At 35.6% G+C, this 25,906-nt stretch carries 19 protein-coding genes, 2 tRNA genes, 1 rRNA gene and 1 other annotated feature; of the genes, 11 read left to right on the forward strand and 11 right to left on the reverse strand.

The window, feature by feature from the left end; genetic code table 11:
- The 11 genes from BKP37_RS00005 to dnaA all read right to left on the reverse strand — a co-directional run.
- A 23S ribosomal RNA gene (locus BKP37_RS00005) occupies positions 1-366 on the reverse strand; the annotation flags it as partial.
- Between the two features lie 319 nt (positions 367-685).
- Positions 686-761 (reverse strand) — tRNA-Ala (locus BKP37_RS00010).
- A 15-nt stretch (positions 762-776) separates the two neighbouring features.
- A tRNA-Ile gene (locus tag BKP37_RS00015) sits at positions 777-853 on the reverse strand.
- A 151-nt stretch (positions 854-1,004) separates the two neighbouring features.
- Positions 1,005-2,512, reverse strand: a sequence feature (mutual gap in cmsearch alignment for this rRNA model is longer than 100).
- A 374-nt stretch (positions 2,513-2,886) separates the two neighbouring features.
- Positions 2,887-3,969, reverse strand: a complete 1,083-nt coding sequence (locus BKP37_RS00020) for an HD-GYP domain-containing protein (protein WP_071307716.1) — start codon at positions 3,967-3,969, stop codon at positions 2,887-2,889.
- A 777-nt stretch (positions 3,970-4,746) separates the two neighbouring features.
- Positions 4,747-7,242, reverse strand: a complete 2,496-nt coding sequence (gyrA, locus tag BKP37_RS00025) for a DNA gyrase subunit A (RefSeq protein WP_071307717.1) — start codon at positions 7,240-7,242, stop codon at positions 4,747-4,749.
- A 420-nt stretch (positions 7,243-7,662) separates the two neighbouring features.
- Positions 7,663-9,576, reverse strand: a complete 1,914-nt coding sequence (gene gyrB / locus BKP37_RS00030; RefSeq protein WP_071308366.1) for a DNA topoisomerase (ATP-hydrolyzing) subunit B — start codon at positions 9,574-9,576, stop codon at positions 7,663-7,665.
- A gap of 106 nt (positions 9,577-9,682) precedes the next feature.
- On the reverse strand, positions 9,683-9,940 hold the full coding sequence (gene remB, locus BKP37_RS00035; protein WP_071307718.1) for an extracellular matrix regulator RemB: 258 nt from the start codon (positions 9,938-9,940) through the stop codon (positions 9,683-9,685).
- A 9-nt stretch (positions 9,941-9,949) separates the two neighbouring features.
- Positions 9,950-11,065: a DNA replication/repair protein RecF gene (gene recF / locus BKP37_RS00040; RefSeq protein ID WP_071307719.1), complete on the reverse strand. Its 1,116-nt coding sequence runs from the start codon at positions 11,063-11,065 to the stop codon at positions 9,950-9,952.
- Between the two features lie 15 nt (positions 11,066-11,080).
- A complete protein-coding gene (gene yaaA, locus BKP37_RS00045; protein WP_071307720.1) occupies positions 11,081-11,299 on the reverse strand; it encodes a S4 domain-containing protein YaaA in 219 nt (72 codons plus the stop codon).
- 268 nt (positions 11,300-11,567) lie between these two features.
- The gene (gene dnaN / locus BKP37_RS00050; RefSeq protein WP_071307721.1) at positions 11,568-12,710 is read right to left on the reverse strand and encodes a DNA polymerase III subunit beta; all 1,143 of its coding nucleotides are present in this window, start codon (positions 12,708-12,710) and stop codon (positions 11,568-11,570) included.
- A 245-nt stretch (positions 12,711-12,955) separates the two neighbouring features.
- Complete coding sequence (gene dnaA, locus BKP37_RS00055) at positions 12,956-14,305, reverse strand: chromosomal replication initiator protein DnaA (RefSeq protein WP_071307722.1); 1,350 nt, start codon at positions 14,303-14,305, stop codon at positions 12,956-12,958.
- A gap of 681 nt (positions 14,306-14,986) precedes the next feature.
- Here dnaA and rpmH point away from each other — a divergent pair.
- From rpmH to BKP37_RS00110, 11 genes are all read left to right on the forward strand, one after another.
- Complete coding sequence (gene rpmH / locus BKP37_RS00060) at positions 14,987-15,124, forward strand: 50S ribosomal protein L34 (RefSeq protein ID WP_071307723.1); 138 nt, start codon at positions 14,987-14,989, stop codon at positions 15,122-15,124.
- Between the two features lie 257 nt (positions 15,125-15,381).
- Positions 15,382-15,732, forward strand: a complete 351-nt coding sequence (gene rnpA / locus BKP37_RS00065; protein ID WP_071307724.1) for a ribonuclease P protein component — start codon at positions 15,382-15,384, stop codon at positions 15,730-15,732.
- Between the two features lie 13 nt (positions 15,733-15,745).
- On the forward strand, positions 15,746-15,970 hold the full coding sequence (gene yidD / locus BKP37_RS00070; RefSeq protein ID WP_211271416.1) for a membrane protein insertion efficiency factor YidD: 225 nt from the start codon (positions 15,746-15,748) through the stop codon (positions 15,968-15,970).
- Positions 15,971-16,125: 155 nt separating this feature from the next.
- Positions 16,126-16,896: a YidC family membrane integrase SpoIIIJ gene (gene spoIIIJ / locus BKP37_RS00075; protein WP_071307725.1), complete on the forward strand. Its 771-nt coding sequence runs from the start codon at positions 16,126-16,128 to the stop codon at positions 16,894-16,896.
- Positions 16,893-17,516 (forward strand): RNA-binding cell elongation regulator Jag/EloR, encoded by a 624-nt coding sequence (gene jag / locus BKP37_RS00080; protein ID WP_071307726.1) that lies wholly within the window; start codon positions 16,893-16,895, stop codon positions 17,514-17,516. The genes spoIIIJ and jag overlap by 4 nt, the downstream gene beginning before the upstream one ends.
- A gap of 448 nt (positions 17,517-17,964) precedes the next feature.
- Complete coding sequence (mnmE, locus tag BKP37_RS00085; RefSeq protein WP_071307727.1) at positions 17,965-19,341, forward strand: tRNA uridine-5-carboxymethylaminomethyl(34) synthesis GTPase MnmE; 1,377 nt, start codon at positions 17,965-17,967, stop codon at positions 19,339-19,341.
- A 97-nt stretch (positions 19,342-19,438) separates the two neighbouring features.
- A complete protein-coding gene (mnmG, locus tag BKP37_RS00090) occupies positions 19,439-21,340 on the forward strand; it encodes a tRNA uridine-5-carboxymethylaminomethyl(34) synthesis enzyme MnmG (protein ID WP_071307728.1) in 1,902 nt (633 codons plus the stop codon).
- On the forward strand, positions 21,333-22,049 hold the full coding sequence (gene rsmG / locus BKP37_RS00095) for a 16S rRNA (guanine(527)-N(7))-methyltransferase RsmG (protein WP_071307729.1): 717 nt from the start codon (positions 21,333-21,335) through the stop codon (positions 22,047-22,049). The genes mnmG and rsmG overlap by 8 nt, the downstream gene beginning before the upstream one ends.
- Positions 22,050-22,584: 535 nt before the next feature.
- The gene (noc, locus tag BKP37_RS00100) at positions 22,585-23,451 is read left to right on the forward strand and encodes a nucleoid occlusion protein (RefSeq protein ID WP_071307730.1); all 867 of its coding nucleotides are present in this window, start codon (positions 22,585-22,587) and stop codon (positions 23,449-23,451) included.
- A 709-nt stretch (positions 23,452-24,160) separates the two neighbouring features.
- Entirely contained in the window at positions 24,161-24,922 is a 762-nt protein-coding gene (locus BKP37_RS00105; RefSeq protein WP_071307731.1) for a ParA family protein, read from the forward strand.
- Complete coding sequence (locus BKP37_RS00110) at positions 24,915-25,766, forward strand: ParB/RepB/Spo0J family partition protein (protein ID WP_071307732.1); 852 nt, start codon at positions 24,915-24,917, stop codon at positions 25,764-25,766. Before BKP37_RS00105 ends, BKP37_RS00110 begins: the two co-directional genes overlap by 8 nt.
- Positions 25,767-25,906: the final 140 nt, after the last annotated feature.

A 25,906-nucleotide genomic window follows, 5' to 3' on the forward strand; every position in this document is an offset into this window, starting at 1 on the left:
TTCGCGGACCTTTCCAGATCGCTTCGTCTACTTCGTTTCTTTGTAACTCCGTATAGAGTGTCCTACAACCCCAAGGGGCAAGCCCCTTGGTTTGGGCTGTTACCGTTTCGCTCGCCGCTACTCAGGTAATCGAATATTTCTTTCTCTTCCTCTGGGTACTTAGATGTTTCAGTTCCCCAGGTCTGCCTTCTCATACCCTATGTATTCAGATATGGATACCATCCCATTACGGATAGTGGGTTCCCCCATTCGGAAATCCCCGGATCAAAGTTTACTTACAACTCCCCGAGGCATATCGCTGTTCGTCGCGTCCTTCGTCGGCTCCTAGTGCCAAGGCATTCACCGTGCGCCCTTTCTAACTTAACCTATTTTTTTTGCGATAAGCTTCGCATTTCTTCGTCAGCTCCCTTCGGTAATCATCCTCATGTGCCTTTAAGCACACTCCGGTGATTTTCTCAGTTGCTTCCTCGAACTACTCGCTTCTCTCAAAAAAATACCTGTTTTTTCAAAAGGATTTTTCGTCGAATTGAATTCTTGACTACTCAAGATTTACTCAAAGTCATAATGACTTCCGGTAAAACTTAAATGTATTAGTTGTTATCTAGTTTTCAAAGAACAATTTCGCACTAAAAAAGGCGACTTGATAAATATAACACCATTTAATCAATGATGTCAATGACTTTTTTGGTGGAGCCTAGCGGGATCGAACCGCTGACCTCCTGCGTGCAAGGCAGGCGCTCTCCCAGCTGAGCTAAGGCCCCAATCTCTTACAAATCTGGTGGGCCTAAGTGGACTCGAACCACCGACCTCACGCTTATCAGGCGTGCGCTCTAACCAGCTGAGCTATAGGCCCACAAAAATGCACATAAAAAGAAGGATCACTGTCTCATCCTTAATAACATTTATAAATTTAATTATTGAAAGATCATTCTTTCAAAACTGAAACACAGCGTCAGCGTACTTTTCTCTAAAGAAAAGCATCGACTAGAGTTTTAACTCCATAGAAAGGAGGTGATCCAGCCGCACCTTCCGATACGGCTACCTTGTTACGACTTCACCCCAATCATCTGTCCCACCTTAGGCGGCTGGCTCCAAAAGGTTACCCCACCGACTTCGGGTGTTACAAACTCTCGTGGTGTGACGGGCGGTGTGTACAAGGCCCGGGAACGTATTCACCGCGGCATGCTGATCCGCGATTACTAGCAATTCCGGCTTCCGGCTTTTCGCTCGCCGCTACTCAGGTAATCGAATATTTCTTTCTCTTCCTCTGGGTACTTAGATGTTTCAGTTCCCCAGGTCTGCCTTCTCATACCCTATGTATTCAGATATGGATACCATCCCATTACGGATGGTGGGTTCCCCCATTCGGAAATCCCCGGATCAAAGTTTACTTACAACTCCCCGAGGCATATCGCTGTTCGTCGCGTCCTTCGTCGGCTCCTAGTGCCAAGGCATTCACCGTGCGCCCTTCATAACTTAACCTGTCGGCGAATGATAAGCTTCAAATCTCTTCGTCAGTTTTGTGCCTGCGGTACTCACGTATCGTTGAACATACGTTCCGTTCCTCGGCCCTTCACTTCCTCGATCTTCTCGCTTCTAATTCGCCTCTACATCTTTACATAGTGTAAAAAATATAGAAGTTCGTCGAATTGAATTCTTGACTACTCAAGATTTACTCAAAGTCATAATGACTTCCGGTAAAACTTAAATGTATTAGTTGTTATCTAGTTTTCAAAGAACGAGTCGGCAAATGATAAACTTCGTATTTACCTTTTGGCAATTGATAAGCGTCGAATTTCTTCGTCAGTTCCTTCGTTAATCATCCTCATGTGCCCCTAAGCACACTCCGGTGATTTCCTCAGTCACTTCCTCGAACTTCTTGCTTCTAAATTGTCTTAATTACTTATTAAGAGAGATTATTCTCTCAAAAAAGCTACTGACCTCAATTACATCATGAGATGCAACTGTGAATTAGCTTCATGCTGCTTTGCGTCGAGGAAGTTCACTTCGAAGCGACACTTGTAGACGCAGACGCACGGTCTGAATTCAAATCAGCAAACTATATAATTTGGAAGATCATTCTTCCAAAACTGAACACAAATGCACAAGCGGTACTTTTCCCTAAGAAAAGCATCGACTAGAGTTTTAACTCCATAGAAAGGAGGTGATCCAGCCGCACCTTCCGATACGGCTACCTTGTTACGACTTCACCCCAATCATCTGTCCCACCTTAGGCGGCTGGCTCCAAAAGGTTACCCCACCGACTTCGGGTGTTACAAACTCTCGTGGTGTGACGGGCGGTGTGTACAAGGCCCGGGAACGTATTCACCGCGGCATGCTGATCCGCGATTACTAGCAATAAGTTATCCCAGTCTACAGGGCAGGTTGCCCACGTGTTACTCACCCGTCCGCCGCTAATTTCAGGGAGCAAGCTCCCATCCATTCGCTCGACTTGCATGTATTAGGCACGCCGCCAGCGTTCGTCCTGAGCCAGGATCAAACTCTCCATAAAAGTGTTTGATAAAGCTCAAAAATAAAAATTCATTGACGAGATATTTACTATCTCTTTAATTCGCTTGGCTGTGTGTTCAGTTTTCAAAGAACAATTTCTGATGTGTTGTTCAACCTCGCCTTGAGACAAGATCTTAACTTTACCATCAACAGAACGTTTTGTCAACAACTTTTCATTTCGTGTTAATTTATCAAGAAGCGACTTTAATAATATATCACTAACAATCAACTTAGTCAACATTTTCTTATTTAAAATTTATTATTTGTTTGTTTGTTCGGTTGGACATAAAGAATACTTTATCACAGTATAAATTGTAATGCAATATCTTTTTGTTCGAATCTAAAATAATAATAATCAAGGATCGAAATCATTTATCATACAATTACTTCTTCGAGGTACAAATCACTCCTGTTCGCTAGTTTAATAATTTCACCTGTGTCTTCAACTTTAACCATAGGGCGAGTTGGAGCATGTGGTTCAATAAAAATAACTTCAGCTATATCATTGTTATTTAATCTTACCTTATCTCCAATGATAAAATTTGCTATTAAATTACATAATACCCTTACAACATTAAGGTCATACTTTCCGAAGTTATCTTTAATAATTAATTCGATAACTCGGTATGGTGATTGTTTTGCTTTATAAGGCCTCTCTGAAGTCATCGCATGGAAAATATCTATAACAGCAATTATTCTACTAAATCTATGAAGTTTGGTAGATGGTAGTTTCATAGGATAACCTGTACTATCTTCGCGTTCATGATGTTGAAGAATGCCAAGTAAGACAGCTTCAGTTATACCAGGTACATCTTTAATCATCTGGTAACTATACAATGGATGTTTTTTTATTTCATCATATTCTAATGCAGTCAAGGGACCTTTCTTCTCTAATATGCGGTATGGTATTTTAGCCATACCACTATCAGACATCATGCCAGCAATACCTAGTTGTATTTGCTCTGCCTTTGAATAATTTAATTTTTTTCCTAGATACGAGGAAAGTAACCCTAGAGTAACTGCATGATGAAAAATATATGCTTCTTTCGCTGCGTAGTGGTGTATTGATATTAACTCGTTCGGTTGTTCTCCTAATTTATCTAGTAGAGGTAGAAGAATCTGACGAATACCTAAAATATCGACTTTACTTCCAGCTTGCCAACTCTTAAACATATCTGTATAGGTTGAAACAGCTTCTAAATAGAGATCGATAAATGATTTATTACCACTTTTCTCGGTGTCTTCAATTTCAGGCTCGATAACTTCTTTAGGTGTAAAAGGTTGACCGTTAACAAGTGTAGCTTCAACTTCTACCGCATCGACTAAAAATGCCTTTAAAACATGAATATAATCTTCTGTTAATACTGTTTTTTTACGCATTAGTACTCGATCCGATATAGTAAATACATCTTTGGATAGTATGCAACCTAACTCCAACTGATTTGGTTTGACCTTCATTTACACTTCCTCCAGAAACTGATAAATTTTTCCTGTATTTTTTATATTATAACGAATTATAAATAGTTTCACTACTACTCTATTAAGAAAAACTTTTTTACCACTTGTAAGTGTTATTTATAAAGCGCAAGTACTCTCGCTGATCAGCGTAAAAGTTAATTGTACCTCTGCGGATACTAATAAAGCTATGAAGCAGATATACAACAACGTACAAATTACAAAGAAAACACTTGAGTTATAGTACATGATTATTTCAAGCCTAGAGATTAACTGATTTGAGTTCAGAGGCCCTAAAGTATTAGATTAGTTTCCATACCGAAAATTATAAGCATATCTGAATAAATTTCATAATGATCAATACTGAACTGCATAAATCTATATCCCGTTCAAAACAGTTCAGTGTAGCTATATATAATATTTTTAGAGCCAAAATGACGAATTATATTATTCAATATTCTTCAAGAAAAGCGCAAGCGCCTTGGTCACGAGCGAAAGGCACTGGAAGGCCTTTGACAGAAGCCGTTCTTTGGCTTCCTACGTGCTTCTGCGTCTTCTAGCATAGCTTTGAAGTAGGCTTCCTCGAAGCAAAGTAGCATGAAGCATATTCAAGAAGTAATCCAAGAAGACATTGAAGTCAGTAACTTGACTGAAGTGACCGAGCTCGTAGGCGCTGAAGCTAGACAGTTTCCAAGTTAGAAACTTATAAATTCTGATACTTTAAAAAAAGACTTACCTCACAATTCGTGTAGGTAAGTCTTTAAAGTATATGGTTATAGCTTAATCTTCACTATTTTCTACTTCTGTATTTTCTACTTCTGTATTTTCCTCTTCTAGCATTTCGGTTTCCATAGATTCTTCATCGATATCAACTTTAGCAACGGTTGCTACACCTTCACCTTCGCCAACTCGAATCAATCGAACACCTTGCGTATTTCTACCTGTTCTTGAAATATCTTCAACATGGAGACGAATGATAACCCCACTTACAGTAATGATCATTAAATCATTATCATCAGCTACGACACGCAATGAAACTACATTACCATTTTTTTCAGTAATATTACAAGTTCTAATTCCTTTACCACCACGGTTCTGGATACGGTAGTCCTCTTCTGGTGTTTTCTTGCCATACCCTTTTTCGGTAACAGTCAATACGTCATAACCTTTTTCAATTATATCCATCCCTACTACTTGGTCATCCTCCGGTAAAGAAATCCCTTTAACACCACCAGCAGTTCTACCCATTAATCGGACATCTTCTTCGTGGAAACGTATTGACATTCCTTTTTTAGTTCCGATAATAATCTCCTTATTACCATCAGTTAAGCGAACACCGTGTAATTCATCATCATCACGTAAGTTAATCGCAAAAAGTCCACCTTTACGTATGTTAGCAAATGAAGCTAGCTCCGTACGCTTTGTTATACCATGTTTAGTCATGAAGAATAAGTAATTCTCGTTAAATTCTTCAATTGGTATAACCGTACTAATGTACTCACCTTGTTCAATTTGTAATAAGTTAATAATCGGAATACCCTTAGCAGTTCTACCTAACTCTGGTATTTCATAACCTTTTAGTCGGTACACTTTACCTTTATTCGTGAAAAATAATATCGTGTGGTGTGTATTAGTTGTAAATAAGTGTTCTACAAAATCATCATCATTTGTTCCCATCCCCTGGATACCACGACCACCACGCTTTTGACTACGGTATGTCGTAATCGGTAATCTCTTAATGTACCCATTGTGAGTAAGAGTAATAACGATATTTGATCTTGGAATTAAATCCTCATCTTCAAAACTATCTTCATCAATAGAAATGATCGTTTTTCTCTCGTCATTAAACCTATCTTTGATTTCATTCAGTTCTTCACGAATGATTTCTAGTACTTTTTCTTCATCCGCTAAAATTGCTTTTAATTCAGCAATCCTCTTAACTAATTCTGCATATTCGTTTTCAATTTTATCTCTCTCTAAACCAGTAAGACGTTGCAGACGCATGTCTAAAATCGCTTGTGCTTGCTCATAACTTAAAGAAAACTGTTCCATTAAGCCAACTCTTGCAATATCAGTTGTTTGAGAGCTACGGATTAACGCAATCACTTCATCAAGATGATCAAGGGCAATCCGTAAGCCTTCGAGAATATGAGCTCTTGCTTCCGCTTTCCTCAATTCAAAGGCTGTACGACGTTTAATAACAACCTTTTGATGTTCTAAATAATGTTCTAAACATTCTTTTAAGTTTAAAACTTTTGGTTGTCCGTCTACAAGTGCAAGTAAATTAATACCGAAGCTTGTCTGCATAGCAGTTTGCTTATACAAGTTATTTAGAAGAACATTGGCATTGACATCTCGACGTAACTCAATAACAATTCGCATACCATTACGGTCACTTTCGTCGCGTAAATCAGTAATACCGTCAATTTTCTTTTCACGAACTAACTCTGCAATTTTTTCAATAAGTTTTGCTTTGTTTACTTGGTAGGGTATCTCGGAGACAATAATTCTTTGTTTGCCGCCACTCATCTCTTCGATAGAAGCTTTTGCTCTCAATACGATTGAACCTCTACCAGTTTGATAAGCACGTCGAATACCAGAAATACCAACAATTTCGGCACCAGTTGGGAAATCCGGACCAGGAATAACTTCCATTAATTCTGGTAATGTTATTTCTGGATTGCGACTAACAGCAAGCACCCCATCAATGACTTCACCTAACTGATGCGGCGGAATATTTGTTGCCATTCCGACTGCGATCCCTGATGCACCATTAACTAAAAGGTTAGGGAAGCGTGCAGGTAATACGATTGGTTCACGTTCTGAGCCGTCGTAATTATCTTGAAAATCAATCGTGTCTTTATTAATGTCACGTACCATTTCCATTGAAATCTTTGACATTCTCGCTTCTGTGTAACGCATTGCAGCCGCTGCATCACCATCAATCGATCCAAAGTTACCATGTCCATCAATCAACATATAGCGGTAACTAAAGTCTTGTGCCATCCTAACCATCGTTTCATAAACTGCAGAGTCACCATGCGGATGATACTTACCAATTACTTCACCAACGATACGAGCTGATTTTTTATACGCTTTATCGGATGTCATACCTAAATCGTTCATGGCATATAAAATCCTTCTGTGTACCGGTTTTAAACCATCTCTTACATCAGGTAAAGCACGGCTTACGATTACACTCATTGCATAATCCATGAACGACGTTTTCATTTCCTGACTAATATTTATTTCTTTTACTCTAGGTTGATCTGACATCGAGTCTTACCTCCAATTCCCTTTATCCAACGAAGTACCACATTACATTTATATGGTTGTTAAAATATAATCATAAATAACAAAGATAGTGTCTCATTGGATGGAATAAAACAATCTTTGAAAACATAAAAGTAGTTGTCCATTTTATACATTAGAAAAGCGCAAGCGCCTTGGTCACGAGCGAAAGGCACTGGAAGGCCAGCAAGTTGCGGTCTGCTCTTTGACCGCAATCTATGTGCTTCTGCGTCTGACAGCAATGAAGCTATTCAGAGACGTTATTCAAGTAGTTATTGAAGTCAGTAGCTTGACTGAAGTGACCGAGCTCGTAGCCTGCTTGCGCTAGACAGTTTCTAAGTTAGAAATTGTATACTTTCTTACCTTGAAAAAAATCAAACAAAAACTCTTACATTCTAATTAGTATTAGATATCTAAATTCTTTACATAAATAGCATTTTCTTGAATGAAATCACGACGAGGTTCAACCTTATCCCCCATAAGCGTTTCAAACGTTTCATCTGCTTTTATTGCATCTTCAAGCGTAACTTGAAGGACTGTTCTTACACTAGGATCCATTGTCGTTTCCCATAACTGAGTTGGATTCATTTCTCCCAAACCTTTGTACCGTTGCACACCAGGTTTTGGTGTTTCTGATAGTTCACCCATAATAATATTTAATTCTTTTTCATTATAGGCATACTCAATACGTTTCCCTTGTTGGATTTTATATAATGGTGGTTGAGCAATATATATATATCCACTTTCAATTAATGGTTTCATATAGCGATAAAAGAATGTGAGAAGAAGCGTTCGTATATGCGCTCCGTCAACGTCTGCATCGGTCATAATAAAAACTTTGTGGTAACGAGCTTTTGAAATATCAAAATCTTCACCTATTCCAGTTCCTAAAGCAGTAATAATCGCTCTTATTTCATTATTCGATAAGATTTTATCCAAACGGGCTTTTTCGACATTAATAATCTTACCACGTAAAGGTAAAATTGCTTGGAAATGACGATCACGCCCCTGCTTGGCAGAACCACCGGCTGAGTCACCCTCAACGATATAAATTTCACTAATTGTCGCATCCTTTGATGAACAATCTGCTAGCTTACCTGGTAGAGAACTTACTTCTAAAGCACTTTTTCTTCTCGTTAATTCTCTAGCTTTCTTCGCTGCTTCTCTAGCTCTAGCTGCCATCGTACCTTTTTCAACTATTTTCTTAGCTACTGAAGGATTTTCAGCTAAAAACTTAGCAAAACATTCACTAAAAACAGAGTCTGTAATAGTTCTAGCTTCACTATTTCCTAACTTTGTTTTTGTTTGACCTTCGAATTGCGGTTCTGATATTTTCACAGAAATAATTGCCGTTAAACCTTCACGGACGTCATCTCCAGTTAAATTCGCATCATTATCCTTAAATAAATTATGTTTTCTTGCGTAATCATTAATGACACGGGTTAACCCTGTTTTAAACCCTGATTCATGAGTTCCACCCTCGTGTGTATTAATGTTATTAGCAAAAGAATATATATTACTTGTATAGCTATCGTTATATTGAATGGCAATTTCAACAGCAATCCCATCTTTTTCAGCTTCGAGAAAAATCGGTGGTTCGTGTAAAACTTCACGAGTTCTATTCAAATGCTCAACAAACGAAGCAATACCACCTTCATAGTGGTATTCTTTTTGTTTACCACCTTCCCTTTTATCTTCAATAATGATTTTTAAGCCTCGATTTAAAAAGGCTAATTCTCTTAAACGAGTGGCTAATATATCAAATTCATATACAGTTGTTTCTGTAAAAATTTCAGTATCTGGGACAAAATGTATTTTCGTTCCGCGCTTTTCTGTATTCCCGACTTGGGCAAGGTCAGCATCTGGAACACCTCGCTGATACTTCTGGTAGTATACGTTACCGTCCCTGTGAACTTCTACTTCCAAAATACTAGACAATGCATTTACAACCGATGCACCTACACCATGAAGTCCACCAGATACTTTATAACCACCACCGCCGAATTTTCCACCTGCGTGAAGAACGGTCATAATAACTTCAACTGCAGGACGGCCCATTTTTTCATGAATACCAACTGGAATTCCTCGCCCATTATCGACAACAGTAATGCTGTTATCTTCTTCAATCGTGACTGAGATTGTATCACAATGACCAGCCAAAGCTTCGTCTATACTATTGTCTACAATTTCCCAGACTAAATGATGAAGGCCACGACTACTCGTAGATCCAATGTACATTCCCGGACGCTTTCGTACTGCTTCTAATCCTTCTAATACTTGAATTTGACTTTCATCATAGCTTTGCGATTGTTGTTCAATTGTCAATTTCTTCACCTACTTCTAAATTTGAATGTAGAATAAAACAAATAAATTAATCGAGAGAAAAAAACTCCCTAGAACTCTAATTCTTTTACATTCTACATTTTTAAACTTCTTCAATATCTGAAACAAAAAGCGCTCTTCGTTTTAAGGTCGTAGAAGAAATAGGGGAAAGAAAGATTTTATCAGTTGTAATTACAATAGACTTGGTCATATCCTTTAATATTTCTTCCACTTTCTCGGCCTCAATACAATTACTTAAAAATTCTTCAGTAGTTTCTGATGTTTCTTTAACTTGACGATCTAAAATTGCAATAACATCCTTAGAGCGAATAACAGTTTCTCCACCTAAGTGAATAAACACCTAACCACCTCATTTCATCTTTTCGATGTTTCCATTTTGAACTACATATGTGGATGCTTCTTTTAATGTTTGATGGTCAATCCCATCGACACTAGTTGTTGTAACAAATGTTTGTACCTTACCTTGAATAGTGTTCAATAAGTGCGATTGACGATAATCGTCTAATTCTGAAAGTACATCGTCTAGTAACAAAATTGGATATTCATCAATTTTTTCATAGATTAATTCTAATTCTGCCATTTTTACAGAAAGAGCCGTTGTACGCTGTTGTCCTTGCGAACCATATGTTTGAACATCTCTATCATTAACAAAAAATGCAATATCGTCTCGATGTGGTCCGATTAACGAAATGCCTCGTTCAATTTCTTTATCTTTCACCTTGGCAAATTGTTCTTCCAATACCTCTTCTATTTTCGACAATTCTGCCGTTTCTGATACCTTTATTGACGGTTTATATTGAATAACTAGGTTTTCTAAATTTCTGCTTATATCTTGATGAATAGGTTTGGCCCACTTTTCTAGCATGCCAAGAAATTCAAAGCGCTTTTTAACAACTTTAGACGCACTTTGAATTAGTTGCTCAGTTAAAATATCTAGTAATCCATTATCTGATTTTTTCCTTTGTAATTCTTTTAACAAATGATTTCTTTGTTGGAGTATTTTCAGATATAAACCTAAATTATATAAATATACAGGGTTTATTTGACCTATTTCCATATCTATAAAACGACGCCGCACCTGAGGACTTCCTTTTACGAGATTTAAATCCTCAGGTGCAAACATAACAATATTAAGTGAACCAATATATTCACTTAACTTTCGTTGTTCTAAACTATTTAACTTTACTTTTTTCCCTTTATTGGAAATAATAACTTCTAAAGATAAAGGGCCAGTACGTTTGACTATTCTACCTTCTATTTTAGCATATTCTGAGTCCCAATAGATAAGTTCTTTATCTCGTGAAGTGCGATGCGACTTCGCTAAACCAAGAACGTAAATAGATTCCATAACATTTGTTTTACCTTGAGCATTTTCACCGAGTATTACATTTACATTATTTTCAAAATTAATTTGCTCTTTTTGATAATTTCGGTAATTAGTTAACGTTAATTCATTTATATGCAAAGAATTTCCCTCGCTTTAGGATGAAACAATTCGAAAAGTACCGTGAGCTGGAATCGTAATGATGTCATCATTGTAAAGTTTTTTTCCTCTTCTGTTTTCAAGCTCGTTATTTAAAAATACTTCATGCTCACTTAAAAACCACTTAGCCATGCCACCAGTATCAATAATACCTGTTTCTTTCAACATTTGTCCTAATGTGATAAATTCTGACGATATATAAACGTTTGTTTCCAAACAAACCACCCTCTTTCCATTTATAGGAAAAACACTAATGCTTTTTCTTAAATTTAGTATCTTTGGAAATAACGAAAATTATAAAAAATGAAATTGGAAAAGTAATGAAGTTATAGTCCAAAAACTTACCTTTTACCAATTTGAAAATTTATACCCTAACTTATATTGTACTAAACTCACCGCGTGAAAACAATTCAAACTAGTGTAAAAAAGACAACCGTAAAAAAATGCTACCCTGTTGATGTTAAAACAATGGGTAGCATTTTTTCTAATAAGTTCGTACTGGTGAAAATAGATGTAAGGAATTTTCATTATCAACTGGTTTTACTAAAAACGGACTCATTGCTCCGGTAAAAGATATTTTAATTTCACTACTATCCACAATTTTTAACGCATCGATAATATTTTTGCCATTAAACGATATTCTTAGTTCCTCGCCACTTAATTGTTTAGTATTTACTTTTTCAGTAACTCTTCCAATTTCAGGGGTTACCGAAGTAATTTCAATCTGTTCATCTTCTAACGTTTTAAAATTCACAACATTATTCTTCCCATCTCTTGATAATAGAAGGGCTCTTTCGATTGCTTGTTGAAAACCTTTCGTCTCTAAAATGATCTCAGTTTTAGACTGTTGAGGGATCATATTCTTGGTAGCTGGATAATTTCCATCTAACAATCTTGAGAAAAACAACAAATTTTTAAATTTAAACAAAATTTGGTTTTCCGTAACAATAATCGTTAAGAGGTCATTATTATCTTCAATGATTTTACTTAGCTCGTTCAAACTTTTACCAGGTATAACTACATTTTGAAAGTTTAATTCATTTGAAGCCGGTTCAATTATCGCCTTCCTCATAGCTAAGCGATGACTATCTGTTGCAGTACAGATTAAATGATTTTCTTCGACTTGCCAGTTTACACCTGTCAAGATTGGTCGAGTTTCTGCAGACGACACAGCAAAGACAGTTTGTCTAATTAGATTTTTTAATAAGTCATTTTGTATTTGAAAAATATTTTCCTCTTCAATCTGTGGTAGACGTGGGTACTCTTCTGGATCAAGTCCATTTAAATTAAAAACCGATGAGCCAGATCGTAAAGTAGTAGAAAATTGATCCTGTACGACTAATTCAATTTTATCATTTGGGAGCTTTTTTACAATTTCAGTGAATACTTTTGCTTGAAGAACAATGCTTCCCTCTTGAATAATTTGAACTAATTGTTTTTCTTCCTCTTCAATTGGTATAAAACATTCAATTGATATATCCGAATCACTTCCTGTTATTGTTACCCCTTCATGATCTGCAACAATTTTTATCCCTGTTAAGATTGGAATTGTTGTTCTTGACGAGATTGCTTTTGAAACATGCTGAACGCTATGAACAAAATAATCTCGGTTAATGACGAAATGCATTATACACCCTCCTGAATGTCACCCTTTTAATGTGTGCTGTTTTCTTTTCTTAGATTAAAACGAAGTCATTTTATATAGACATATATATTATTTTTATTTAATAAAAAAATAGTAGTAATAGTAATAGGGCCTGTTAATATGTGGATAACCTTGAAATTTGTCGAATTTTAGACGTTTTACACATGTTGATAACTTGTGTAAAACCCTGAGCTAGTTATCAACAATATCCCCTAAGCTTTTTCGTATTAAATTTTTAATTGTTCCTTAATTTCTTCAAGTTGTTTTTGTAATTCATGATCAGTGCCCAACATCTTTGAGATTTTTTCATGTGCATGAATTACGGTTGTATGATCTCGTCCGCCAAATTCACTTCCGATTTTAGGTAGTGAGAACTCTGTCATCTCTCGAGATAAATACATAGCGATCTGCCTTGGAAATGCTACATTTTTCGTTCTTTTTTTCGCTTTGAAATCATCTAACTTAATATTATAATGCTCTCCGACTACACGCTGGATATCACTAATTGTTATTACTTTTGGTTTTGAATTAGGGACGATGTCTTTAAGTGCTACAGCAGCTAAATCGGCATTCATATCTTGATTAATTAAGGAAGAATAAGCAACGACTCGTATAAGTGCTCCTTCTAACTCTCTAATATTTGTGTCGATTTGATTTGCAATATATAACATCACTTCGTTAGGAATATCTAGGTTTTCAGCTTTTGCTTTTTTTCGTAAAATAGCAATTCTAGTTTCTAAATCTGGTGGAGTAATATCAGTAATTAAGCCCCATTCAAACCGAGACCGTAAGCGATCCTCTAATGTCGGAATTTCTTTTGGTGGTCGGTCACTAGAGATAACAATTTGCTTACTGTCATCATGCAAAGCATTAAAAGTATGGAAAAATTCTTCTTGTGTTTGTTCTTTTCCGGCAAGAAATTGAATATCATCTATTAAAAGAACGTCGACATTTCGATATTTATTTCGAAAATTGACTGCACGATTGTCACGTATTGAATTAATAAACTCATTTGTAAATTTTTCTGAAGATAAATAGACAACTTTAGCATTTGGGTTGTGCTCAATTACATAATGCCCAATTGCATGCATAAGATGTGTTTTTCCTAAACCAACGCCACCGTAAATAAATAGAGGATTGTAAGCTTTAGCCGGGGCTTCAGCAACAGCTAAAGATGCTGCATGAGCAAAACGATTTCCCGCACCAATAACGAAAGTATTAAATGTATACTTCGGATTTAACATATTTTTTGGTATTTCTTCATTATTGGATATGATACTATCTGGAACTTTTGCTACACTTTCAACTATTTCATCATCATTTTCAATATTTTTGGGTATGACAATTTTAACTTTTAATTCAGCTCCAGTAAGATCATGTAATGTTTCAGATATAAAATTAATATAACGGTTTTCTAACCAATCTCTGGCAAATTCATTAGGAGCGGTAATTGTTATTGTATCGTTTTGAATTATTTCGGCTTTTGTTGCTTTTAACCAAGTATCGAAGCTAGGTTTACTTACTTTCTCTTCCATAGCTTCTAAAGCTTTCTTCCATAAGTCGTTAATATTTTGCAACAGGCTCCCTCCTTACCTAAAAAAATTATTGAAACAAATTTAAAATTAAGTAAACTCGGCTTGTATAACAAATGTACAACCCGAGTGAATGCGAATGAATAATTATTTAATTAACATTGATTGTGGAAATTTATATATTATAGTAGAAAAGTGTAGAATTCAAGTATATAAACAACTCTGTGGACAAGTAATTAACAACTAAAGAGAAGTGTCCACAACTTTATACACAGGCTGTGGAAAACTTTGCGATGATTTTTTTTATCCACGAGTGAAAACATAACTATAATATCAAAAAAAACCTTAGTAAGCAATGGTTTTTAAACACTTATCCACAATACTCAACCCCTTGTGTTTAAAAGTTTTCCACAACACAAGATGCTGTGTGAATTATGTCGATAAGTGGAGAAGAAGAGGAGAAAATGTCATAAAAGATATCCACAGACTGAAAAGTGGAAATGTAATTATAAATTAATGTTTTTTGAATGAGTGATAGTTTATGTCGAATATTATATAGGTGATATGTTTTGTTGGATCGATTAGAAGTATTAGAACCAATTTAGGAAATAGAAAAATTTACATTGTAGTGTTATATCTTAAGGGGACTTGACAATTAGGGGGTATAGTCCTTATAATTTACAAGACTGTCTTATACTGAGTAATTCCTCGAGGGAGGTGTAATAAATGGGAAAACCAACTTTCCAACCAAATAACCGTAAGCGTAAAAAAGTACACGGTTTCCGTGCGCGAATGAGTACTGCGAATGGCCGTAAAGTTTTAGCTCGTCGTCGTCGCAAAGGAAGAAAAGTATTGTCTGCATAGGCCACTGGTTGTCAGTGGTCTTTTTTCACTTTTTACATTAAAATTAAATATAAATGTGGAAAATAACGCGGCATATATTGAGAAAGGCTTGGTGTTTAGTTAATACTTGACTAAAGGCCGAGTTTTTCTCAATAATACTTTAATTTCTTATAAATTGTTTAGAATTCCCTGTATTAGAAATGATGAAACTATAGATGTTCTAATAATTCTTTACTTAATTAAAGAAGGGAATTGAAAATTTGGATGGGGTATAATGGATGAAAAAAGAGTATCGTGTTAAAAAAAATGAAGAAATTTCTCTAATTTTTAAAGAAGGAAAATCTGTTGCCAATAGACAATTTGTTTTATATATACTTGAAAAAAAGGACCAAGCTCATTTAAGGTTAGGAGTGTCTGTTAGCAAAAAGTTAGGTAATGCAGTAACAAGAAATCGAATTAAACGATTAATGAGGGAAAGTGTTTTCCAACTTTCAAATGACCTCAAACAGTCATGTGATTACTTGCTAATTGCTAGAAAGCCTTGTGTTGAAATGGATTTTCATGAAATGAAGAAGAGTATATCGCATGTCTTTTTCCGGGGCTATGCATTTAAAAAGAAGGGTGAGTAAATTTTTGAAGTTGATCAAAGGTATGTTAATAGGGATGATATTATTTTACCAAAGATACATATCAAGATTCACTCAGCCGACGTGTCGGTTTTATCCAACATGTTCTCACTATGGATTAGAAGCTATCAAACGTTTTGGTCCATTCAAAGGCTGTTGGCTAACTATAAAGCGTATTAGTAAATGTCATCCTTTTCATCCAGGTGGAATTGATCCAGTACCTGATAAAAAAGATAAATAATTGAAATGGGTCAAAGTAACAATAAATAGGCTTGTTTCATTGGTAGATTTTAGGTATCTTTAACTTATGAAACTTTTTGGTGAAGCACGCTATATTTACTTTGGCTGTTTTATATAAATATATTTAATTTGTTGGAGTTCAGGGAGGAAATTGTAGTGAAGAAAAAATTCGGTTTAGCCGCATTACTACTAGGTTTTGTTCTATTAGCTGTTGGATGTGGAAATTTAGAGGTGCCGATTACAGCGGAGAATAAAACTGGGATCTGGGAAAGTTATTTTGTTTATCCATTATCATGGTTAATTAAAGAGGTAGCAGTATTCTTTAATGACTATGGATTATCGATTATTATCGTAACAATACTGCTTCGTATATTAATTTTACCATTAATGATTAAACAAACGAAGAGTTCAAAAGCAATGCAAGCATTGCAGCCGCATATGAAAGAATTAAGAGAAAAATATAGTGCGAAAGATCAAAAAACACAACAAAAGCTACAACAAGAAACAATGAAATTATTCCAAGAACACAATGTAAATCCACTAGCTGGATGTTTACCTATTTTTGTTCAAATGCCAATTTTATTTGCTTTTTATCATGCAATTATTCGTACAGGTGAGATTGCAGAGCATAGTTTTCTTTGGTTTAGCCTAGGTGCACCAGATCCATTTTATATTTTACCGTTAGTTGCCGGTGCGACAACGTTTATCCAACAAAAGATGATGATGATCGAAAATAACCCACAGATGAAAGCGTTACTATATATAATGCCGATTATGATTATTGCATTTGCCGCATTTTTCCCATCAGCGCTTGCGCTTTACTGGGTAGTTGGTAACATCTTTATGATTGTTCAAACGTACTTTATTACTGGTCCTAATGTAGGGAAAGTTGCTGGGGCTAAAACAGGGGGAGCGAAGAAAAAGTGAAGAAAATAACTGTTTCCGGTAAAACTGTTGATGAAGCTGTCAAATCTGCAATTGCGCAATTAAAAACAACGAGAGAAAGAGTCTCTATACAAGTTCTAGAAGAACCTCAAAAAGGTTTTCTAGGTTTAATTGGTACAAAGCCAGCAGTCGTTGAAGTGGAAATTAAACCTGATGCAGCAGAGGAAGCGATTAAATTTCTTCAAGATGTAACAGCTAATATGGGCGTGACAATTGAAGTAGAACAACGTGAAACAAAAGATGGAATTTTGTTTGACTTAAAAGGGGCGGGACTTGGTGTGTTAATTGGAAAGAGAGGTCAAACTCTTGATTCATTACAATACTTAGTAAATCTCGTAGCTAATCGATACTCAGAACAATATCTCCGAATTGTGTTAGATGCTGAAAATTATCGTGACCGTAGAAAAGAATCACTTGAGCAGTTAGCGAAACGCTTAGGAAATAAAGCAGTTAGAACAAGAAAAGAAGTTATATTAGAACCGATGAATGCATTGGAGAGAAAAATAATCCATACAGCTCTTCAAGATATAAAAGGTGTGAAGACTTATTCTGAGGGAGTAGAGCCGAACCGTAGAATTGTTGTCGCTCCAGCTAAAATGTAGTAGAAAAGAGTGTAAAAAGCCCATACTAGTGGATATCCACTAGTATGGGCTTTTTTACGTTTGAATTTCGAGGTAGTGTGTTTTTTCCTACCGTGTAGGTGAAGGTGTTATTGTAAAACTTTGTCGAAATGTCTTAATTTGTAGTTTCAATAGCAATGATGTTTAGAATAAACCAAAAAGTAATCCACATCATGAAAAATTAATGATGAGGTGAATGAAAAATAGTTATTCACATGTGGAAAAGATGATTATTTGGTAAAATGGTAGAAGGGAATTCTTAGTTGTGGATATGTTTTATGGTTGATCAGTGCAAAAAACGGGGACAATAGTTGAAGTTAGATAAAATGGAAAACTTTTTATTGAAGAAATACTGTGGTATTCTATTTAGTTAGAGACGTAAAATACATAAACTATAATAGTTTCAATGTATTACTAAGAGGTGACAAAGATGGAGTTTGATACAATTGCTGCTATATCAACAGCAATGGGTGAAGGAGCAATAGCTATTGTTCGAATAAGTGGTGAAGATGCGATAAAAGTCGTTGATAAAATATATAAAGGTAGAAAATCTTTAGGTGAGGTAGAAAGTCATACGATTCATTATGGTCACATTATTGATCAAAACACTGGTCAAGTCATTGATGAAGTAATGGTAACCGTATTAAAAGCACCTCGAACGTTTACGAGAGAAAATATTGTCGAAATTAATTGTCATGGTGGCTTAGTTTCAGTTAATCGGGTACTTCAACAAGTTTTACGGAGTGGATCTCGTCTAGCTGAACCAGGTGAGTTCACGAAGCGAGCCTTTTTAAATGGGAGAATTGACCTTTCCCAAGCCGAAGGGGTTATTGATTTAATCAGGGCGAAAACAGATAAAGCAATGAACGTCGCTATCGGACAAGTTGAAGGACGTCTTTCGGCAAAAATCCAAAAGTTAAGGAATGCCTTATTAGAAACAGTTGCGCACGTTGAGGTAAATATTGATTACCCTGAGTATGATGCTGAAGAAATGACAAATCAACTTCTCAAAGAAAAAGCTCGATACGTAAGTAGTGAAATAGATAAAATATTAGGTACTGCTGAGCAAGGGAAGATATTAAGAGAAGGGTTGTCCACAGTTATTATTGGTCGACCTAATGTAGGTAAATCTTCATTACTTAACAGTCTTGTACATGAAACAAAGGCAATTGTGACAGATATTCCAGGAACAACAAGAGATGTTATAGAGGAATATGTAAACGTAAGGGGTGTTCCGTTACGTTTGCTAGATACAGCTGGTATTAGAGAAACTGAAGATATCGTTGAAAAAATTGGTGTTGAACGTTCAAGGCAAGTAGTGAAGCAAGCTGAGTTAGTGTTACTTGTTTTAAATTTTGGGGAACCGTTATCTAATGAAGATGAAAATTTGTTTCAAATAGTTGAAGGGATGGATTCGATTATTATTGTTAACAAGACAGATATTCCTCAGAAAATTGATATGGCTAAAGTTGAAGAGTTAGCGAGTGGAAGACCTATTGTTACTACCTCGTTAGTAGAAGACCAAGGAATTGATGAATTAGAAGATGCAATTTCAAAGTTATTCTTTCAAGGGAACATTGAAGGTGGAGATTTAACGTACGTTTCTAATTCAAGACATATTGCACTTTTACATCAAGCGAAGCGAACGATTGAAGATGCAATTTTTGCACTTGAATCTGATGTGCCGGTTGATATGGTTCAAATTGATATTACAAGAACGTGGGAAATATTAGGAGAGATTATTGGCGATACAGTTTCTGAAAGTCTAATTGACCAGCTATTTGCACAGTTTTGCTTGGGGAAATAATTGTTGTTGGCTGTAAGGTGGTTTACAGCTCCTTCGATATAAATAAAAGCTGCACGCAAAGTACTACATTTTATAAGTGAAATTAGGAGGAAAAAACATGCAATATCAAGCGGGAGAGTTTGATGTCATAGTCGTTGGTGCAGGCCATGCAGGCGTTGAAGCAGGACTTGCAGCGGCTAGAATGGGGGCTAATACGTTAATATTAACGTTAAATTTAGATGCAGTTGCCTATATGCCATGTAATCCATCTGTTGGTGGTCCGGCAAAAGGGATAGTTGTAAGAGAAATAGACGCCCTTGGTGGTGAAATGGGAAGAAATATTGATAAAACCCATATTCAAATGAGAATGTTAAATACAGGGAAAGGTCCAGCTGTACGTGCGCTGCGCGCTCAAGCGGATAAGTTTCTGTATCAACATGAAATGAAAAAAACGATCGAAGAACAAGAAAACTTACTACTTCGTCAAGGTATGGTTGAAAAACTAATTGTTGAGGATGGAGTATGTAGGGGAGTAGTTACGAATACAGGCGCAATTTATAAAGCGAAAGCAGTCATAATTACAACAGGAACGTATTTACGTGGGAAAATCATTCTTGGTGATTTAGCTTATGAAAGTGGACCGAATAACCAACAACCATCTGTAAACTTAGCCTATGATTTGAAAGAGCATGGGTTTAATTTAGTAAGATTCAAAACAGGGACACCACCTCGAGTACAAGGAGATACGATCGACTATAGTGTAACTGAGATTCAACCTGGAGATGACGTTCCACGTGCTTTTTCATATGAAACAAAGGAATTTCATTTAGACCAACTGCCATGTTGGCTAACTTATACGACTGACAAAACTCATGAAATCATTAACCAAAATTTACATCGTTCACCGATGTACTCTGGAGTTATCGAAGGAACGGGTCCGAGATACTGTCCATCTATTGAAGATAAAATTGTGCGTTTCAGTGATAAACCGAGACATCAGATTTTTCTTGAGCCTGAAGGAAGAAATACTTCGGAAGTATACGTTCAAGGTTTTTCAACAAGTTTACCAGAAGAAGTACAATTAGATATGTTGAAAACATTAAAAGGTTTAGAAAATGTAAAAATGATGCGTCCTGGCTATGCAATTGAGTATGATGCCGTTGTACCTACTCAACTTTGGCCAACGCTAGAAACAAAGATAGTAGAAAACCTATTTACTGCAGGACAAATAAATGGGACATCAGGCTACGAGGAAGCTGCAGGTCAAGGCTTGTTTGCAGGAATGAATGCTGCACTAAAATCCTCTGGAAGAGAACCGATTATTTTAGATCGATCGGAAGCTTATATTGGTGTTTTAGTAGATGACCTAGTTACAAAAGGAACAAATGAACCTTATCGACTTCTTACTTCAAGAGCAGAGCATCGTTTAGTTTTACGTCACGATAATGCAGACTTAAGGCTCACAGAAATTGGATATAAAGCAGGGCTTATACCTGAAGAAAGATACCAGCGTTTTATTGAGAAAAAAGCACAAATTAAATCGGAAATTGAAAGGCTTGATCAAATTACGGTTAAACCAACGAAGGAAGTGCAAGATGCATTAACTGAAATAGGTTCTTCGCCGCTGCAAGATGGCTTTAAAGCGTCTGTTTTATTGAAGCGACCTGAAATTACTTATGCATTTATTGAAAACCTCTTCCCAAGTGAACATGAGGTTTCCCCTGAAGTGGCGGAACAAGTTGAAATTCAAATAAAATATGCTGGATATATTGAAAAACAAGTACAGCAAATTGAACGAATGAAAAAAATGGATGATAAGAAAATACCGGAAAACCTCGATTATAATGTTATTTCAGGTCTTGCAACAGAAGCTCGCCAAAAACTAAGTGAAGTAAGACCTTTATCAGTAGGACAAGCTTCAAGGGTATCGGGTGTTAATCCGGCCGATATTTCTATTTTATTAATTTATTTAGAACAAGGGAAATTACAAAGAACGAAAGAAAGTGGTGCCCATGAATAAAGTACAATTTCATTCCATGCTTGAGGAAAAGGGAATTTCTCTTAATGATACACAAATGGAGCAATTTAATACTTATTTTCAAGAGTTAGTTGAATGGAATAATAAAATGAATTTAACAGCAATTACTGACGAAGATGGGGTTTATTTAAAACATTTTTATGATTCGATTAGTGCAGCGTTTTATCAAGATTTTTCAAAACCCTTTCATTTAGTAGATGTAGGTGCAGGAGCTGGATTTCCAAGTATTCCGATAAAGATTTGTTTTCCGCATTTGAAGGTAACAATTGTTGACTCTTTAAATAAACGGATTTCATTTTTACAGCATTTAGTTAATTCTTTAGGTCTATCAGATGTTTCGCTTTTCCATGATCGCGCTGAAACATTTGCTAAAAAGAAAGAGCATCGTGAAAAGTATGATTTAGTTATCGCCAGAGCAGTGGCAAGAATGCCAGTATTAGCAGAGCTTTGTCTTCCGTTAGCTAAAGTTGGTGGTTCCTTTTTGGCGATGAAAGGACCCGAAGTAGTTAATGAAATTACAGATGCAAAGAAAGCAATTGCGACACTTGGTGGTGAAGTTGTCGCAAATGAAAGTTTATTATTACCTTTTGAAGAAAGTACTAGACACTTTGTTTTTATAGAAAAAAGGAAGACAACACCAAAGCATTATCCAAGGAAACCAGGAACGCCAAACAAGCAACCTTTACAATAAGTAGAAGTTCAATTAGTTTTTTCATAATCGTCCTTAATAAGTTTTTGAGAGGAGATAACCTATCTGGTAGTAGGATAAATTATAATAAGAATGTTTCACGTGAAACATTCTTATTTCAAGGTAAGAAAGAATAAAATTTCTGAAGGTGTAAATCTGTCTAGCGCAAGCAGTCTACGAGATCGGTCACTTCAGTCAAGTTTCTGACTTCAATGCCTTCTTGGATTACTGCTTGAAGATGCTCCATGCTACGTTGCTTATGAGTGAACGGAGTGGACAGGAGCAGTTGCTCGTGACCAAGGCGCTTGCCCTTTTCTTATCACACATGAAAGAGTGAAACTTATTCATTTGATAAAATGATAAATCTATTTTTTATAACACAACTTTTAATTTTATATTTTAATAGAACTATGATGATTAATGTCTAACTACGCTACTAAATTGTTATTTATCATGGTAATATAGAAGGAAAAGAAGGAATTCCTATCTCTAATCTAGAATATGCATAGATAGGTAGCTTTCAAGAGGTGGTGTCGAGATGAAGCCGTTTTCGCGCCTGTTCGGTTTTAATGAAAAGAGCGAAGAAATGATTGAACAAGTAGAGAAGATAGAAAAAATTGAAGAGATTAGTGAGAATGAAGAGGTTAAACAAATTCTAGTTAAGGATATCGTACCGAATCGTTTCCAACCACGTACTGTTTTTATTGATGAACGTATTGATGAATTGGCGCAAACAATAAGAACTCATGGTGTTATTCAGCCGATTGTTGTTCGTCAGAGAGATGGTAAATTCGAGATTATAGCTGGCGAGCGTCGTTGGAGAGCAGTTACCAAATTAGGATGGGAACATATTCCCGCTATTGTGAAAGAATTTAACGATTCACAAACTGCCTCTGTTGCCTTAATAGAAAACTTACAGCGTGAAGGATTAACTGCAATTGAAGAAGCGGTTGCGTACGCTAAATTACTAGAATTACATGGTTTGACACAAGAAAGCTTAGCACAACGACTTGGAAAAGGTCAGTCAACGATTGCTAATAAACTTCGATTATTACAACTGCCTGAAAAAGTTCAAGAAGCGATTTTAACTCGTTCAATTACAGAACGACATGCTAGAGCACTTATCTCATTAAAGGTTATAGAAGTTCAAGAAAAGGTATTACAGGAAGTAATTGATAAAAATTTAAATGTTAAGCAAACAGAGGAACTTGTCAAAAAAGTATTAGAAGGTCCTGTAAAAAAGAAGAAACCTACACGAAAAGCATTTTCGCGAGATATGCGATTGGCAATGAATACGATTCGTCAATCTGTTGATATGGTAGTGAAAAGTGGTTTATCTATCGATACAGATGAAGAAGAACATGAAGAGTTTTATCAATTTACAATTAGAATACCTAAAAAGTAATAAAAGGTGACTCAACTGAAGTAGAGCTTCATTTTAAAGTTATTTACTTGATCCTAAAAACTGTTAAGGATATGTTTTTTATCATTAAATAGCTGAGAAAGAAGGTTTGTTTTCTTTTGGGTCATTTTTTTGTGGGCGTGTGTTTATTAAAATATTTATTGTACTTTCGCAAACTTGAAGATATTTAGAAAAACTAAGCATAGAAAAAATAGTATTTTGTTCATATTTATTTTTTTTTGTCTAAAAAAATAACTTACTTTTAGATTTTCATGATAAAATAAAACAGTGCAATTTCATTTGTGATTTTTTAGGTTTATCCTACTCTTAAGGACTAGCAAACCACTGTGAAAATAAAGAGAAATTAAATTATTATTTAGGGTGTAATCCTTACTGGTCGGATAAGTTTAACTTTCAATCAGGAAGAAAATATCCTACTGATTAAAGTTAAGCTTTGTTTTTTCGGTATAAAAGAAAGCATAGGCTTACGCCTAGTGCTAAGCGATTGTGCTGAAAAGAGATAATGAAGAAAAGTCTTCTCTATTCTTCTGCTTAAAAAAATCTCAAATTAAGCTTCCCTTAAGATGTTTCTTCATATTTAAAGATAAAGGGCGATTATCGGGTTTAGGTCTTGATGAAAAGCCGAACTTTTCTGATTAACATTAATAGTTGAATGTTTGTAGGTATTAAGATATGTGAGGTAGGTGTAAAGATGGGGAAAGTAATAGCTATTGCAAATCAAAAAGGTGGAGTTGGTAAAACAACCACTGCTGTTAATTTAAGTGCTTGCCTTGCTTCTTTAGGAAAAAGAGTACTTCTAATTGACGTTGATCCCCAAGGAAATACAACAAGTGGTATTGGCATTGATAAGGGTGATGTTGAACATTGTATTTATAACATCTTAGTCGAAGATATAAATCCAAAGGATGCGGTCATTAAAACAATAGTAGAAGGACTACATATTATTCCATCAACTATTCAGTTAGCTGGCGCTGAAATCGAACTAGTTCCAACTATATCAAGGGAAGTACGTTTGAGAAGAGCGCTAGAGTCCGTTGAACAAGATTATGATTTTATTATCATTGATTGTCCACCATCTTTAGGGTTACTTACGATAAATTCTTTAACAGCTGCAAGTTCTGTATTAATTCCAGTTCAATGTGAGTACTATGCACTTGAAGGGTTAAGTCAATTATTAAACACGGTTAGGTTAGTTCAAAAACATTTAAATACCAACTTGGAAATTGAAGGTGTATTATTAACAATGCTTGATGCTAGAACGAATTTAGGTATTCAAGTTATTGATGAAGTAAAGAAGTACTTCAGGGAAAAGGTGTTTCAAACAATTATTCCAAGAAATGTACGTTTAAGTGAAGCGCCAAGTCATGGACAACCAATTATCACTTATGATCCGAAATCTAGAGGTGCAGAAGTATATATAGATTTGGCAAAGGAAGTGATGGTAAATGGCTAAAGGTGGTTTAGGAAAAGGAATCCAAGCCTTTTTTCCAGAAGCAGGAGATGAAAGAAAAGAAGAAGTAAAAGAAATCCCCTTAAACGATTTGAGAGCGAATCCATATCAACCTCGTAAGTTTTTTTCTGAAGAGTCAATTGCGGAGTTGAAGGATTCTATTATTAACCACGGCATACTGCAACCTTTATTAGTGAGAAAAAGTATTAAAGGGTATGAAATAGTCGTTGGTGAACGTCGATATCGTGCAGCTGTAGAAGCTGGTTTAGAAAAAATTCCAGTAATTATCAAAGAATTAACTGAAGATAAAATGATGGAATTTGCATTAATCGAAAACCTTCAAAGGGAAGATTTAAACCCAATAGAAGAAGCGGTTGCTTACGATAAATTAATGAAACATTTAAATGTAACTCAAGAACAACTAGCAACTAGAGTTGGGAAAAGTCGTCCCCATGTTGCTAATCATCTTCGCTTATTGCAGTTACCTGTAGAGATTCAAAATTTAGTAGAAGAAGGGCAGCTTTCGATGGGGCACGGACGAGCTCTATTAGGTTTAAAAAATAAAGAAAAATTACCCTTGTTATTAAAGAAAGTATTGGATGAAGGCCTAAATGTTCGACAACTTGAACAACTGATTCAAAACTTAAATGAAAATGTTTCACGTGAAACAAATCGAAAAAAAGACGAGCCTTCATTTTTTATAAAAGAAAAAGAAGAATTTTTAAGAGAGCGTTTCGGTACATCTGTTACTATTAAGAAAAACAAGAAAAAAGGCAAGATCGAAATTCAATTTTTTTCCGAAGATGATTTGGAAAGGATTTTATCATTAATTGAAGGTCACGAATAATACGCATTTTTAATAGACGTAGGAATACAGTTTTTATTGCTATCTTAAAGTTTTATTTCACAAAACTATTTTAGAGGTATGACCGATTAGGTCTACCTCTTTATTTTAAAGGAAAGTTAAAATTTTTGAAGTTGAAACGG

This window comes from Anaerobacillus alkalilacustris (assembly GCF_001866005.1).
Taxonomy (GTDB): domain Bacteria; phylum Bacillota; class Bacilli; order Bacillales; family Anaerobacillaceae; genus Anaerobacillus; species Anaerobacillus alkalilacustris.